The organism is Pseudomonas hormoni (assembly GCF_018502625.1).
Classification (GTDB): Bacteria; Pseudomonadota; Gammaproteobacteria; order Pseudomonadales; family Pseudomonadaceae; genus Aquipseudomonas; species Aquipseudomonas hormoni.
The window spans coordinates 609,454-623,145 of record NZ_CP075566.1 but is presented as its reverse complement, the minus strand read 5'-3'; the positions used below and the strand labels follow the sequence as shown (position 1 = coordinate 623,145).

The window sequence follows — 13,692 nt, the reverse complement described above, 5'->3', positions numbered from 1 at the left end:
TCCTTAATCCCAGGCCGAAACCGGTGTGGGTGCGATGGGTTTCGAGTCCAGTTCCGGCAGGGTCACCCACACCCCCACCGGCAACACCGCACCCTGTTCGGCCAGCAACGGGTTGAGACGCCACAGCGCTTCCTCGGCGACATCGTCACAACGCTCGAGCTCGCGGTACAACAACAGATTCACCGAATCACCGGCAACACTTCGAACTCTACGCATTGGCGAACTCCGTCAATTCGATCACCCAGCCGATCACCATCGCGGTGCCGTCATCAATGATGCTTTCCTGGTTTTCCGAGATCTTGTTGATCTGCCACAGCCCCCAGTTGCGCCCGATACCATCTACCAGCGGCACAGGGACGCGCTGCGCCTGCAAGGCACGCAGCTCATCGAGCCGATCCATGGCCGTCGCGTACATCGATCTCCCCGTAATCGTCAGCCCTTGCAGGCCTTGGCCGGTCTGGCTGGACTTGGGTTTACTGGTGAGGATGTCGATGTTCTTCCAGCCGCCGTCCGAGGTGCGCGCCAACGTGCTGTAGGCGAAGTTCCTGGACAGGCCGAAAATGAAATTGCCCAACGCCATTTGCTGACGCATTACATACCTCCATCGGTCAGGGCCGCGTCACTTCGTACGGCAAGCGGATTGGTCATCATCAACGGCACGAACTCGCCGTTAAAATGCAGGCGCAGATTCGCCATGATCTTTTCAATCAGGCGCTCGGAGTCCGTCGGATCGGCACCGCTGATCTGGATCACCGGCGAATAGTTGACCTGCCTGTTGTCTGTCGGAACGCCGGTCAGATCTTTGCTGACCTGGTCGGGTGACTGAAGTCGATCGGCTGCGGTGTAAAGGGTTTCACCTGCCTCTTCTCCCAGGCTACTGCCGAAGTAGCTGCCCACAAGGCCGCCGATGAGGCCGCCCACAGCAGTCCCCAGAACGGGGACAGGGATGAAACTGCCGATCATGGCACCGGTTGCAGCACCGGCATAACCACCGGCCAGTGCGCCAACGCCCGATCCGGCAGCACCGGCAGCCGCTTTGAAATCGCCGGCCATCAACGCTTTGATCCCGTCGTAAGCCACGGTGGCAATCGTCAGAGGAACACCCAGCCTGCCGGTGAAAGACTTGGCTCTGGCCGCAGAGGTGACCAGCCGATTGCGCATCGTTGGACGAGAGGTGCCGGTGTTATTCGAATGCAGTTGCGGCTGGATGGCAGCGTCCGGTTTCAGTAGTTCTGCGGTGGTGGAGGACGCAACGGCTACCAGTTTGTTCAAGATGGCTCCGCGTAACGGAGTCGAGAGTGCAGCACCGAGCAACGTCAATGCGGCAGTGACTTTAGGTAACGTTTCAACCACTGCACCAAAGCCGCTGACCGCTTTATCGGCTCCCAGCATTGCCAGGTCGGTAAGCGGAGACACCGCGCTGGCGATCGCCGTATCGAGACGGGTCAAACTCGCATCCAGCGCATTCCAGCGAGCTTGCGAGGTGTTACCTCGGGCTTCGGCGGTCTGCGCCATCGAGCCCTCGCCGGAGGCCACCGTGAACGCCGTTTTCAGATCCTGAGGCGCTCTCACCAACTTGCTGATGCCGGCATCGCCCTCAAACAGCGTCTTGATCAATGAGGCCTGTTGTTCAGCAGGTTGGTTCTTCAGCGCCGCCAGCACATCCTTGATCGCCCCCGACGCAACCATGCGCATTCTGCTGGCCAGTGCGCCCGGTTCTATATCAAGTTGAGCCCAGGCGGTTCGCTGCTCTGCCGTAGCATTGCTGCCCTTGCCAAAAGCAGCACCCAGGGTTTTCAACGAGGCGCCGGCTTCGTCCTTGCCCACCGATGCGCTCAACAGTGCCGCCGCGATCGCCGCCACGTGCTCAGGGGTCATGCCCGCCGCCAAACCCGCCTCGCCACCGCGCTGGACGACCGAGCCGATGTCTGCCGCGGAAGCATTCAAATTGATACTGGCGCCAAGGCGGGTGGCGGCGTTGCCCAAGTCGAGAGTTTTCGCTCGATCAAGGCCCAACGTAGTGCGCCAGCCGGTGATGATCGCGCCGGCCTCTTTGATGTCGATCTTGTACGCCGAGGCCATGACGGCACTGTCGCGGGCAAAATCGGTCAGCGCTTGCCGCAGGTCTTCCGGCTTGACGTCCTTGACCAGCCCCCCGTTGACCGCCGCCAATTGGGCCTGCGCCAGTTGCACTCCCGTCGCGCCGCTGGAGGCAGTTTGTTTGTCGCCGGCCAGCTTCAGATTGTCTTCGGACAGCGCTTGAAGTTGATCCGGGTCCAGCTTCAATTTCTGATTGAGATCGACCATCACTGTCTGCATCGCCATCGCCGACTTCAAGTCGTCGGGAGGCGAGCGCTGCGCAACCTCAGCCTTGAGCGCTGACTTTGCCTCGCTGCCCGATGCAGGCACCGAGGCGTTTGCCTTGAGCAGCGACTGCTGTGACGACAGTGCAACGTTCAACGACATCAGGGTTTCCCGGAGCTTTATCTGCTCCGCTACCAACAAACGGATGTCGAGACTGGCCGTGGCCAAGTCCAGACTCAGCTGGGAGAAAGGCTCCTTGAGACCACCCAACCCGACCACTTCATTCGTGCTGCCGGATTGCGGCAGCACGATGCTGTTCATCGCTGCTCCGGCCAGCGAATATTGACTGTCTGCCATCCCGCTCTACTCCTGTTTCACGCCAAGGCGAGTGATCGCGATGTCGTAGCGGCGCAAGGCCTTGCCGACGTCCCACTCCAGAATGTCCGCTTCACTTACCGGGTAAATGAGCGGCACCACATCGAGGATTACTTCGATGTCGCGCTCCGAAAGTAGGCCGCCGGTTTGTTTAAAAAATCGTCGATGCGTACCTGAAGCTGTGTCCAGTCGGGCACGGTCAGCAGGGCCAGATCGGGAATCATCAGACCGGTGCAATGGGCGGTGATGAACTCGGCGCGTTCCTTGGGCGTCTTGAGTTTTTTCATCGCCTTGGTCGCGCGCAGCACCGGCATTTCGAGGCTCAGTGATGTCAGGGTGCGACCTGCTACGTGGAGCGGTTGCAGCAGCTGAACCTGATCGGGCTCGCTCGGTTCTTCTTCGCTCTGCTCCAGAAAATACGAAGCCGGCCGCGTCGACATCTCGTGCACGTACTGCGCGATGCTCACGTAGTCCGGGCGTTTGAGTTGGTCGAGTTCCTTGACGGACAGCCCAGTGGCCAGCAGCGCCAGTTCGAAAAATTGATCGTCCTCATCATCGCCGGCACGGGCCAGGGCCTCTTTCTGTGCGGCGTAGTACAACGGTTTGAGCTGAATCTGCTCGATCTCCGACTGATCGTCGGCGGTGATCGGCGACAGCAAGGCGTGAACAGGAGGTGTCCAGGACATGAAATGAATTCCTTGGTGAATCATGGGAAGGTGTTGGGCAACGCACCTTGTGGGAGCGCGCCCGTGTGGCGAGGGATTCATCCCCGTTCGGCTGCGAAGCAGTCGTTAAACCATTGCGTGCGGGGAGCCTGATACACCACGGTTTTCAGTTTCGGGGCTGCTTCGCAGCCCAACGGGGATAAATCCCCTCGCCACAGGTTCAATCCCACAGGTTTATGGGATCAACACCGCGCGGCGGGCGTCGCCGAGAATGTCGACGCCGTTGAGTACGAACTTCTGGGTGCGCACGTCGATGTCGATCACCGGGATGCCGTTTTCCAGACGGTTGTAGGTGCGGCAGGACAGTTCAAGCGTGGTGGTCGGTTTGTCATTCATCTTCAGCGTGGTTTCCACGAGGGATTTCAACTTGCCGCCGACGGTGTGGTAGGTGAACCAGGTGTTGCCATCCTGGTCCTGACCAGCCTCGCGAACATTCAACAAGATGTCATCGCCCAGTTTCACGCCCAACGCCAACATGAGCTCCGGCCCCATGCCTTGCAGCTTCAGCTTGGCGGAGATGGCCTTGCTTCCCTTGGCCATTTCCTCGGCAATAAAGCGACCGCCACGCATTTCTTCCATTTCGAACTCGATCTTTGGCGGCTCGAATTCTTCCACGGTCGCCGACAACGGCAGGCCTTGCAGGGTGGCCGCGATGGCCTGTCTTACGCGGTTGGTAAACATTAGAGAACGTCCTCCAGGAACTGCTCGATGATTTCATCGCGGGCATTGAGTTGATAAACCATGTGTTCGTTCGGCGCGTAGCGGCCGTAGTCGATGACCACGTACCAGGTGCCGTTCTTGTACTTCTCGACGCTGTTCAATTCCGGGTGCAGGTACACGCTGCCGCCGGGAATGGTTTCGTCGGCGACCAGGGTTTGCAGCCAGTCGTTGATGCGCTTGACCTCCTGGTCCATGAACGACTTGGTCAGGTTCTTGGCCATGGCTTTCTGGCCGGCCTTGACCAGCTTGCGGCTGATCGCATCTTCGAGGCCGACGTAGCTGATGAACTTGCCGGTGATGGAGCGGTTACCCAGCAGCGAGAAACCGCCAAGGATGGTGCGGGCGTAGTAGCTGATGCCGTAGCGGTTGAGCAGATCGCCCTCGGTAGAGGTGTCGAGGATGTTGTATTCCACGACCCGCGAAACGTCCTCGGCGAAGGTCACCTGGTTGCCCGGGCTCTCCCATTGCTTGACCTTGGCCAGGGCTGCGATGGCCAGGCTCGACGGCGACAGGAACACGTTTTTCTTCGCCGCCTTGGAGTACACCGACGGCATGTTGTGCACCAGCAGGCAGCGGTCGAAACCCAGTTCCGCGCCGCCCAGTTCCTGGCTGTAGGTCACCTGATCGGCGACCGCGGCATCCTTGCCGTCGAGCACCACACGGGCCTTGATGCGCTTGCCGAACGAGGCGAACTCACCGGCCACGGCTTTGGTGCTGGTGAAGCCCGGCGCGCCGATGATGGTCAGGTCTTCAGGCACGCTGCCCAACGCCGCGAGGCCGAGCTTGCGGCCGGTCAGCGGATCGATGCCGCCGATCACATTGTTCAGGGTGTCGGCCGGGGTCGCGCCTTCTTCGACGATGACCACGTAGACCGGCACCTTGACCACTTTCAGGATCTGGAAGACCGCGTGGTACAGCGTGCCCGCCTCGGTGCCGGTCGGATCGAGCAGCGCCTGGGTGGTGAAACTGTTTATGCGGAACGGTGCATTGCGTGGAATCAACGGGTCCGCCTTCGGCGCGGTGCCGATCAGACCGATGACGTTGTCACCCAGGCCACCCATGGCCTCGGGGGATTCGGTGGCATTGACGGTAATGCCGTTGTGCTCGAAGTTCAAAACCTCAGCCATGGTTATTCAGCCTTCTTGGCAGCGGCTTTTTTTGCCGCGGTGGATGTAGAGGCTGTCTCGGCAGCCTCGGTTTTTTTCAGCTCCAGACGACCAGCGCTGCGCAACGCGTTGGCCTCCACATCGAGCAGGTGCAGCTCCTGGCCGATGCTCGACCAGTGACCACCCCCGGTAGGGAATGGGAGGAGCACGGTGTACGTTTGGCGTTCTGCCATTTCTGTTTCTCCTTGAACGAAAAAGCCCCTTGGGTAAGGGGCTGTCGGGTGTTGTGTGTGTTGTATTGCGGATAAGAAAACGCCCCGGCGGTGCGGGGCGTTTATTGGGTTTGTTCGGCGATCCAGGGCGGTGTGATCGGGCGATGTTGGCCGTCAGGGAAATCCGATGATTGAGGCCAGTCGCGCAGGACTTGTATGTACACGAGCAACTCACTGAACTGCTCACCGGTGAGCGTGGTAGACCCTCCGATTTCAAGCTGATCGCGATGACGCTCGCGCAACCACATCACCGAAATCAGCTTGGCGTCGCGCCACTTACGTTCATCGTCCGCTTTCGTGGTCGTAGGCGCTGTTGCGCTGTGGATGTACGCCTGAACCTCCGCCTCGGACAAAGGCACCAACCCGGCAGAGATAAAGTGCGCGGGAGCGTCATCTTCGTAAGCATTGACCTCATCGGTCTGTGGATTGTGGAAGTACTTCATGTGCGCAGCTCCGACCAGACGGCATTGACAGGGCTTGAGAGGGTTACGGAATAGGTTGCTCCGGCCGGGACAACAAAGGCCGTGTGAAAGCCCGTAGTCGCGAGGGTTACACCACCGCAGGTGGCTGTGATTGAGCCGGTCTGGATCGACACTTGAACCTGAATCGGTCGGCCGGTGGTGTTGGTGTAGATGGTGCCACTCACGCGACTGGCGGTGACGTTCTGCCAGGTCTGGCCATCCCCCACGCCGCGTGGCCTGGCTTCCAGAGCCCCGACTTGTGCCGCCAGGCCCGCCACGTCAATGGTTCCCTGATTGACCGGGGCGTTCCAGGCCTTGATGCACCACATCACGGCCAAGTTGCGTGGGCGGGTTTCGTCCGTGCCGGTATTGCCGGTTCGATAATCACTGGTCGTTCCAGTGACCCACGCTGCAACCGCACCGCCACCAGTAGGATTAACGCTGGCGTAATTACCACCCGACCACATGGCGTGATCGTGCTTTTGGATAGATTGGGCTTGAACGCTGCCAATTGCGCGGCCGACATCGATACCACGCCCATGATCCCAACCACGCAAGAACTCGCCGCGAGTCTCAGGCAGTCGAGTAGATCCGACGGGATCCCCTGCCACGTTATATTTTTTGTCCAGATACGCAGCCAGCTCGGGATAAACGGAATCCACAAAAAGGCTGTTATCCGCCTCAAGGTAGCCGGGAGGAACTGTGCCTGATGGGAACGGTACAAGTGCGCCCACTGGAACGGCTGCTTTCAGCTTTTGCACTTCCTTGACCAATTCAGCGACGTCAATCTGCCCCTGATTAATCGGCGCATTCCAGGCCTTGATGCACCACATCACCGCCAAGTTGCGCGGGCGGGTTTCGCTAGCGGTGCGCGGAGTTCCATTAACTCCGTCCGTCACCGCATCACGAATACGAGCGTAAGTAGGCCCACGAACATCCTTTTTGTTGGCCGGAACATCATATCCATCTTGAAACGTGGTGCCTGATCTCCCGCCGTCGGCATACCAATAGTCATGCCAGTGACCTTGGAAAGCGTCTAGCTGATAACTACCGACTGCTCGCCCCGTGTCCACTCCACGCCCATGATCCCAGCCACGCAGAAATTCGCCACGCGACTCAGGCAAACGGAAGTTACCGGCACCCTCGCCGCCCGTATTGAAGGTAGTGCCCAGATACGCGAACAAATCCGGGTAAGTCGCGATGCTCTGTACACTGCCATTAATTTCAAGGAAGCCCGGTGGCACCGCGGTCTTTGGAAAGGCGACCACAGCCCCGACCGGCAACGCCGAGGCCTGTGCAATCAGCGCCTCGATTTCGGGTTTCGTGTAAGTGTCCTTGATCCCAAAACCGGCCAGCGTTTCCGGATTGGCGCCAGCAGTGGCACGGCCATATTTATCGACGGTCAGACTTTTATAAGTCCCCGCCTGAACCCCCGTTCTGCCGGCAAGCATTTCGAAAGCCAACGCAGTCGTCCCCAGCGTGATCGGACCATTCGTAACCAGGTGCCAAAGCGAATCACCGTTCGCCGCGCCCTCCTCGATCATCACAGTCAGGCCCGGCGTCACCTTGGCGCTGGTGTTCGAATCAACCGAACGCACCCAGTCACCATTGGCGGCAACGTAAATGCCGTTATCTTTCGCCGTCGTTTGGCCCGCCACCAGCACCCGCTGACCAGACACCACCGCGACACCATCAATCTGCTGCGCACCACTTAATACGATGTTCCCAGTGGCAGCCACGCGCACCGACTGCTTGCCATCCAGCTTCGCCAACTCATCGGCGAGATAACCCATCACCCACGCCCGCGTCGCCTTGACCACGGTGTCGTCGATCAGCAGCGTGACGTTCGACGCATTGCTGGTCTCGAAAATCGAGCGAATGTAAAACTCTTTCCCCGAACCCGACGTCGCCAGAACCGGCTTGAACGACTCCGGGTATTTGACGATGGCGTACAAAATCCCGGTGTCAGTCCAGAGCCCCGCTTCGCGCACATACCAACCGCCCTCTTCCGGCGGGATGGTCACTTCGGCGAGCAGCCAGCTAGGGTTCTTCTCATCCTGGAACAGCGCATTCAGTGGCCCGCGCCACACTTCGCGTTTGAGCGCGGTGGCGGTCGCCGCCGGGTTGTAAACCGCGCCGCCGCCGTCACCGACCGAAATCTGCGACAACTTGATCGGCACGCCCGCCGCCTTGCAGGCGGTTTCGTAGGCAATCCCTGCATTCGTGAGCAGGGTGTAATAGTCAGCCATTCAGGCCCCCTGAGGATAAATAGTGGATGTTTCAACGGCGTAGAGCCCGGCAGCCATAAAGGCCTGACCCGAGGCTTCGAGCCCTTCGATGACAATCGGATAAACCGTGGTGAGTTCGCCGCACACCGTCGCCGCGCCGATGACGTGACTGCCAAACGCGCTCAAACCAACGGATACCGACAGGATGTCGCGTTCGCTTTTGGCATCCGCCAGGCGTCGATCGAGACGTGCGTCGATTTCTTCGCTGTAGGGCTGCTCGGTAAACGCCCTGACGGAAAAGCTGTAGGGCTGACCCGGTGGTGTCTGTTCGTACCAGGCCCGGATTTCGGGCATCAAGCGCAATCCCTTGGCTGCGTTTTCCAGCGCCTGTCGCGTCCCGGCCTGTCGCGCCGTGGGCCAGGCGAGCTCAACCGTTAAGCGTTTTTCCGCTTCGGCCGCCTCGGAGCTCCATTCGCTGACACCGCGATCGGCGGCGAGATACGGAAGAAACGCCAAGGGCGTCGCGGTCGGGTTCATCAGCTCGGGAAACGGCGGCGTGATGCGATCAAGCAACCTGCCGAAACCGAGATCCAAAGCCTTTTCCAGCGGTGAGCTGTTGGAAGGCAACAGGCTCGAATGAGGTTTCTGGTCACTCATAGCGTGAGCACCTCGACCTCGACACCGGTGCACCAAGGCGCTTCGAAGGCGGTCGTCACAATCGGCTCGACCGGTTCAAGGATTTCGAGCTGAACCGCGCCGGCGTTATGCAGCGTGAAGTCGATCCAGCTCGGGTCGACCCGCCCTTCCAGCCGATGACAACTCTGGGCATACGCTTGCAGTTGCTGTTGTGCGGCCACTTTGGTCAGCCCCGAATCAGGGCCGGCGTTGATCCTCGCGACGACGCGGATTTTGTAGTTTTTGATGTGGGCGCCCTGCACCGTGACCCGATCCGTTTCCGGTCGTACGTCAGGCCGGGCGAAGTGCTGGCGCACACCGTCGAGCAACTCTTCGGACGCGCTGCCATCGCCTTCCCTTGCAAGCACCGTGACCATCACCTCACCGGGCGCCGTGCGACGTCCGTTGCCATCCTTGACCTGTGCTGCATGGCCGTCCGGATCGAAGGTGTACGTGACCGTCACCTCGCCCGGCGCCGCTGTATCCACCTTTACCGCAGGACGCTCACCGAGGGTGAACACCTCGCGGCGATACTGCATGCGCGAACCGGCGGCCGGTGCATGCGGCGCCAGGTAGTAACGCAACCGGGCGTCATCGTCGCTTTCGTACACAGGCGCAATCGGCGGGAACGCTGCCGGATCGCCCGGATCGAGCAGCTGACGCTCAAGACCCATGTCGGCAAGACGGGCATCCAGATTGCTGCCGGTCGCCCACCAGGCCAGCATCTGCTTGATGCGGGCGTTGTATTTTCGTTCGTGAATTTGCAGGCGTACACAAAACGCCTCAAGCGCCAGCGTCAGCAACTCGCTTTCGTTTTCAAGACTGGCCTTGAGCTTCGCCGCCGTCTCGGGAGACCGGGCGCCGACGTACTCGACGACAAAGGTCTTGAACTCGGCGAGCAAATCCTCGAACGCTTCGACGGTGACGATCGACGGTTCGGCCAACTGGTTCTGGCCAGGGATCAACATGCTCATGTCACCACCTCGAAGGTCTGATTGCGGTTTTTCCAGGTGCCGGCAAATCGCAGTACAAGCCCGGCACCTTGCCGGCCGGCGACAATGACCTGCGGCTGGAAATCACTGATGCCGTTCTGTTCGTTGTAAAACGCCTGCGCCGCATGGCTCTGGGCAAGGATCAGCAGGTCGTCGCCGAGGTTGCGGCCTAGCAGGTCCGGGATCATCGAGCCGTACAAAGGACGCTTCTGACGGGTTCCCAACGGCGTGGTCAGCGCCCGGGTTGCGCGCTGCACGAATTGCGGCCAGTCGTCGACCGCCGCCCCGGTGTTTCTATCGATTCCGATCATGGGAAACTCTTTATGCGGTACTGATGACGCGTCCCTGGTGATCCACCAGCGGGCCGCTCAGGTGCACACCGGAAGCGTCGAGTCGCAAGCCGACCGCGCCCAGTTGCAGTTCGATGGCTTCAGGCGTGATCGCAAGGCTCGCCGGGCCGAGATTCAACTCGAGCGCTTCGCGAGAGCCGTTGAACGCCGCCGGGCCGTTCTTCCAGTGCAAGGCGTGACGGGCGTCGTCGTAGCCACTTTCCGTACCGTCCAGATAGAGGCGACGCGTCAGCGAAGCCTGTGTCGAGGCGGGTGGAAACTGATTGCCGTTAAGCCCGAACAACGCTACGGATTGAGCGCTGCCCTCGCCGCCGCCATGGTTGAGCAACAGGCATTGCTCGCCGACGGAGGGGATCCGCGACTCGCTTTGCGCCCCGGCGCTGGGGTTGAAAAAGCGGATGGCCGGGGTCAGTAATTCACCGTGTCTGACCCGGCACGTGTTACTGGCCGCATCGACTTCCTGGCACACGCCGATGCGACACAAGCTGTCGGTTCGTCGGTGCAGGTCTTCAAGTTCGGCCTCCATCTCGGCCAGGCGTTCGATGATCGGGCCGAGTTGCTGGCGTAACAGCGCATCGAACATGGCTCAGCCCTCCAGTTCGGTGTATTGGTCCGGGTCGTCGATGTTCGAGACTTCCCAGGTGCGGGCGAATTTCGGGATGCCCAGCGGGTCGTCCAGCAGCAATGCGCCGAGATAAATCGTCTGGGTGAAGGAAAGGGTCCAGGCGAGGTACTCCTGCGAACCGCTGATGAGCGTCGACGGCAAGGCATCGATGTTCATGGGCAGGTCGCATTGGCTACCCGACAAGCCCCATCGGTTATCCGTCACCCATCCCTTGAGTACGGCGGCCAGATCGCAAGCGGCCAACCCGGGGTTATCCAGCGTCGGCGACACAATGACTTGCAGCGAGAGCGTCAGGACATGGGCGATGCGCCCGTCATTGGCGCGCTCGCCGGGTGCATTGCGTTCGATGGCGATCAGAATCCACGCCTGATCGAACGTGCCGTCGAAGTCCTGACGACCTCCGACTTTCAAACCCAGGCCAGCCGAACGCAGCGCTTCGGCAATGGCAAACAACAGCCGCGACGGCTTATCGATGTCGAGGGACATAAGGGGCTTCCAGTTCAAATATTGAAGCGTTCGGCTGCGCGGGGTTGCAGCGTGTCGGCATTGCCAGAACGGCAAAGGAGTTGGCTTTATTGATCCGGGCGGGAATCACGCGGCGGTACTTCGCACACGCCGATCCGCTTGGCCGCCCAGCGTTCGTAAAGGCCGATGGCGACGTCGGCGCCGGCCATGGCCGTGAGGCAACCGAACGCGCCGGCCGCCCAGATCGACATGCCGGCGGCGTACAGCAGCATGATGGCCGAGACCCCGCAGATCATGCAGGCCCCGGAACGCAAGGCCAGACGCCGCAGCAATGACCAGCCGCGGGCTCCCTCCTTGTCGGCGCGCCACATTTCGCCAGACACCCCGCCCATCAAGGCGAGCACGATGACCAGCCAGATCGGCATGTCCAGCAACGCTTGTTGCTCGTTTGTCATGTCACGCCTCCTGCGGGGTGAATTGCGTAACGAAAAGGTCCCGCGAATACGAGGCCATAAATAGGGGCACGTGTCTTTCCACGCTGTCTGTCGAAGAACATCGTTCTGATTTTGCTTCGGATAGCAGGCCTGCCCATCGACAAGCCTGCCCTTCAACCGCATTACCGGGCGCAGAACTCAGGCAATGCCGATGAGTTGCCCCCATCGCATACCTGCGATCAAATGTTTTCGTTACGGCGCATAGCCTGCAGCAACGCATAACCCTTCCACGTCAGTTGATAAAGCTGCGTGCCCTTCGGGCCGATGCCTTCGTTGGAGAAATAACCTCCGTCCATCAGCAATTTGAATTGAAACATCTCCTCTGCCTGCGCTGGACGATTGAAGGCTTTCTTGACGAGATCCTCCATCTCCAAACCAGCAACGGGTGCGATCGCTTCGCACGCAGTCATGAACGATTGGGCTACACCAGTAAAACGTTGCATATGTTTCTCCTGAACGATTAACCCAACAGCTCTATGCCAATTGGGAAGTTGCGGCATGTGCCACTTCTTTGTCGCTCAACGGCGATCGCTCAAGGCTCGTGGCCTTCACGTGATTCAATGTTCCGCATCGGGAGCATTTGATCTGGAGCTCGGTGTACTCACCCACTCGGGCGAGAAGTCTTTTGCACTGCCCACATCTGCAATCTTTCAACATCGCGATGCCTCCTGGCTTCTGCCGAATCCTTGTCGTCGTTGAGGTTGATAGACCTCGGTCGAGGTAGGCATTCCAAAAAGCCCGGCGCTTGCCGGGCTTTTCAGTAATGCGATCCTTCGCGTTGACCTTTCGGCGCTACTGGCGCGGTACGGGTCCATTCATATTGTTTTTCCGACCGCGGTCCCTGCCCGCCGGATAACTGCTTCTGGTGCTTTACGCTGCACACCCGGGTCAGTTGCCAACCCTCTGAACCGTTGAGGCCGGTTCATCGCTGCCTTTGTGGTGGAACTAAAGAGCTTCGTTTCGAGCCGCTTTGTTGAGCGGCTTGAGACAAAGAATATGCATGGATGCATATACAGTCAATGCATTAATGCATTTATTTATGCATTACAAATGCACTGACGCATGAAAGCCCCACAGACAAAGGCGTTGGCGGTTTTCAGCAGGCGAAAAAAAACCCGCGCAGTGGCGGGTTTTATCTGACAGCGCCGAGGTTAACGGGCGTACATGCCCCACCAGAAGACGTGACCAAGGATGACGATCTGCTCTTCCTGGATCTCCTGGAAGGTGTAGTCCTCGTCCGGATGCTCATCGCGATTGAAGCTGCGCAGGCGAATCCCCGTCGGCAGGCGATAAAGCTGTTTAACCCGCAGCTGACCGTTGTGGTTAATGGCATACAGGTCGCCATCGACGATATCGCCAATCCCGCATTTGCCGGCATTGACCCCCACGGTCGCGCCGTCACGCAGGACCGGCAGCATGCTGTTACCACGCACCGTCACGCATTTGGCCTGGTCGAACTGCACACCGTTGTGGCGCAAGCTGCGCTTGCCGAAGCGCAGGCTAGAGCGCTCGCTTTCTTCGATGACGAATCTTCCTGATCCAGCAGCCAATTCAACCTCGCGAAGAAAGGGGACCGACACCTCGTCGTCATCGACAGGCGTATCGTCGTCCCACAGGCTTATGTCCTTGAGTTCGGAATGCAATTCATCGCGACCGGAATTGGCGGCGGGCGCGACATCCGCGCGGCCCCGCAACTGGTCGGTGCTCACGGCGAAGTACTCGGCGATCTTCGAGATGTGTTTGTCCGAAGGATCGACGATCTTCCCGCTGAGGATTCGCGAGAGAGTGGATTGAGGCACGCCGGTGCGACGGTGAAGCTCCGTGGGGGAGATCCCGTGCTGATCGAGCAGCGCTCTTAAGACGGTAGAAACATTGCGTTTTTGCATAACGCGCATAGTGC

18 protein-coding genes are annotated in these 13,692 nt (G+C 59.8%); all 18 read right to left on the bottom strand.

All coding sequences use genetic code 11. From position 1 onward, the window contains the following. Window positions 1-3: 3 nt before the first annotated feature. Complete coding sequence (locus KJF94_RS02815; RefSeq protein ID WP_214381020.1) at window positions 4-216, bottom strand: tail protein X; 213 nt, start codon at window positions 214-216, stop codon at window positions 4-6. Then, window positions 209-592 (bottom strand): phage tail protein, encoded by a 384-nt coding sequence (locus tag KJF94_RS02810; protein ID WP_214381018.1) that lies wholly within the window; start codon window positions 590-592, stop codon window positions 209-211. Before KJF94_RS02810 ends, KJF94_RS02815 begins: the two co-directional genes overlap by 8 nt. After that, window positions 592-2,661, bottom strand: coding sequence for a phage tail tape measure protein (locus KJF94_RS02805; RefSeq protein WP_214381016.1), 2,070 nt, complete (start codon window positions 2,659-2,661; stop codon window positions 592-594). The genes KJF94_RS02810 and KJF94_RS02805 overlap by 1 nt, the downstream gene beginning before the upstream one ends. A gap of 128 nt (window positions 2,662-2,789) precedes the next feature. Then, window positions 2,790-3,365 carry a phage tail assembly protein gene (locus tag KJF94_RS02800; RefSeq protein WP_214381014.1) on the bottom strand — a complete coding sequence of 192 codons (576 nt, stop codon included), beginning with the start codon at window positions 3,363-3,365 and terminating at the stop codon, window positions 2,790-2,792. A gap of 213 nt (window positions 3,366-3,578) precedes the next feature. Further along, complete coding sequence (locus KJF94_RS02795) at window positions 3,579-4,085, bottom strand: phage major tail tube protein (RefSeq protein ID WP_214381013.1); 507 nt, start codon at window positions 4,083-4,085, stop codon at window positions 3,579-3,581. Continuing rightward, on the bottom strand, window positions 4,085-5,251 hold the full coding sequence (locus tag KJF94_RS02790; protein WP_017336747.1) for a phage tail sheath protein: 1,167 nt from the start codon (window positions 5,249-5,251) through the stop codon (window positions 4,085-4,087). The genes KJF94_RS02795 and KJF94_RS02790 overlap by 1 nt, the downstream gene beginning before the upstream one ends. 2 nt (window positions 5,252-5,253) lie before the next feature. Then, a complete protein-coding gene (locus KJF94_RS02785; protein WP_214381012.1) occupies window positions 5,254-5,463 on the bottom strand; it encodes a hypothetical protein in 210 nt (69 codons plus the stop codon). A gap of 101 nt (window positions 5,464-5,564) precedes the next feature. Then, on the bottom strand, window positions 5,565-5,945 hold the full coding sequence (locus KJF94_RS02780) for a phage tail assembly chaperone (RefSeq protein ID WP_214381011.1): 381 nt from the start codon (window positions 5,943-5,945) through the stop codon (window positions 5,565-5,567). Further along, entirely contained in the window at window positions 5,942-8,212 is a 2,271-nt protein-coding gene (locus tag KJF94_RS02775; RefSeq protein ID WP_214381010.1) for a phage tail protein, read from the bottom strand. Before KJF94_RS02775 ends, KJF94_RS02780 begins: the two co-directional genes overlap by 4 nt. Next, window positions 8,213-8,848, bottom strand: a complete 636-nt coding sequence (locus KJF94_RS02770; protein WP_214381009.1) for a phage tail protein I — start codon at window positions 8,846-8,848, stop codon at window positions 8,213-8,215. After that, window positions 8,845-9,840 carry a baseplate J/gp47 family protein gene (locus KJF94_RS02765; RefSeq protein WP_214381008.1) on the bottom strand — a complete coding sequence of 332 codons (996 nt, stop codon included), beginning with the start codon at window positions 9,838-9,840 and terminating at the stop codon, window positions 8,845-8,847. Before KJF94_RS02765 ends, KJF94_RS02770 begins: the two co-directional genes overlap by 4 nt. Next, complete coding sequence (locus tag KJF94_RS02760; protein WP_214381006.1) at window positions 9,837-10,169, bottom strand: phage baseplate protein; 333 nt, start codon at window positions 10,167-10,169, stop codon at window positions 9,837-9,839. Before KJF94_RS02760 ends, KJF94_RS02765 begins: the two co-directional genes overlap by 4 nt. 10 nt (window positions 10,170-10,179) lie before the next feature. Beyond that, window positions 10,180-10,791 carry a phage baseplate assembly protein V gene (locus tag KJF94_RS02755; protein WP_214381004.1) on the bottom strand — a complete coding sequence of 204 codons (612 nt, stop codon included), beginning with the start codon at window positions 10,789-10,791 and terminating at the stop codon, window positions 10,180-10,182. Window positions 10,792-10,794: 3 nt separating this feature from the next. Further along, window positions 10,795-11,319, bottom strand: coding sequence for a hypothetical protein (locus tag KJF94_RS02750; protein ID WP_214381002.1), 525 nt, complete (start codon window positions 11,317-11,319; stop codon window positions 10,795-10,797). Between the two features lie 86 nt (window positions 11,320-11,405). After that, complete coding sequence (locus tag KJF94_RS02745; protein WP_084322300.1) at window positions 11,406-11,753, bottom strand: phage holin family protein; 348 nt, start codon at window positions 11,751-11,753, stop codon at window positions 11,406-11,408. Window positions 11,754-11,971: 218 nt separating this feature from the next. Next, window positions 11,972-12,235 carry a hypothetical protein gene (locus tag KJF94_RS02740; RefSeq protein WP_214381000.1) on the bottom strand — a complete coding sequence of 88 codons (264 nt, stop codon included), beginning with the start codon at window positions 12,233-12,235 and terminating at the stop codon, window positions 11,972-11,974. 31 nt (window positions 12,236-12,266) lie between these two features. Further along, on the bottom strand, window positions 12,267-12,449 hold the full coding sequence (locus KJF94_RS02735) for a Com family DNA-binding transcriptional regulator (protein ID WP_214380998.1): 183 nt from the start codon (window positions 12,447-12,449) through the stop codon (window positions 12,267-12,269). A gap of 494 nt (window positions 12,450-12,943) precedes the next feature. Further along, window positions 12,944-13,678 (bottom strand): XRE family transcriptional regulator, encoded by a 735-nt coding sequence (locus tag KJF94_RS02730; RefSeq protein WP_214384704.1) that lies wholly within the window; start codon window positions 13,676-13,678, stop codon window positions 12,944-12,946. Between the last annotated feature and the right edge of the window lie 14 nt (window positions 13,679-13,692).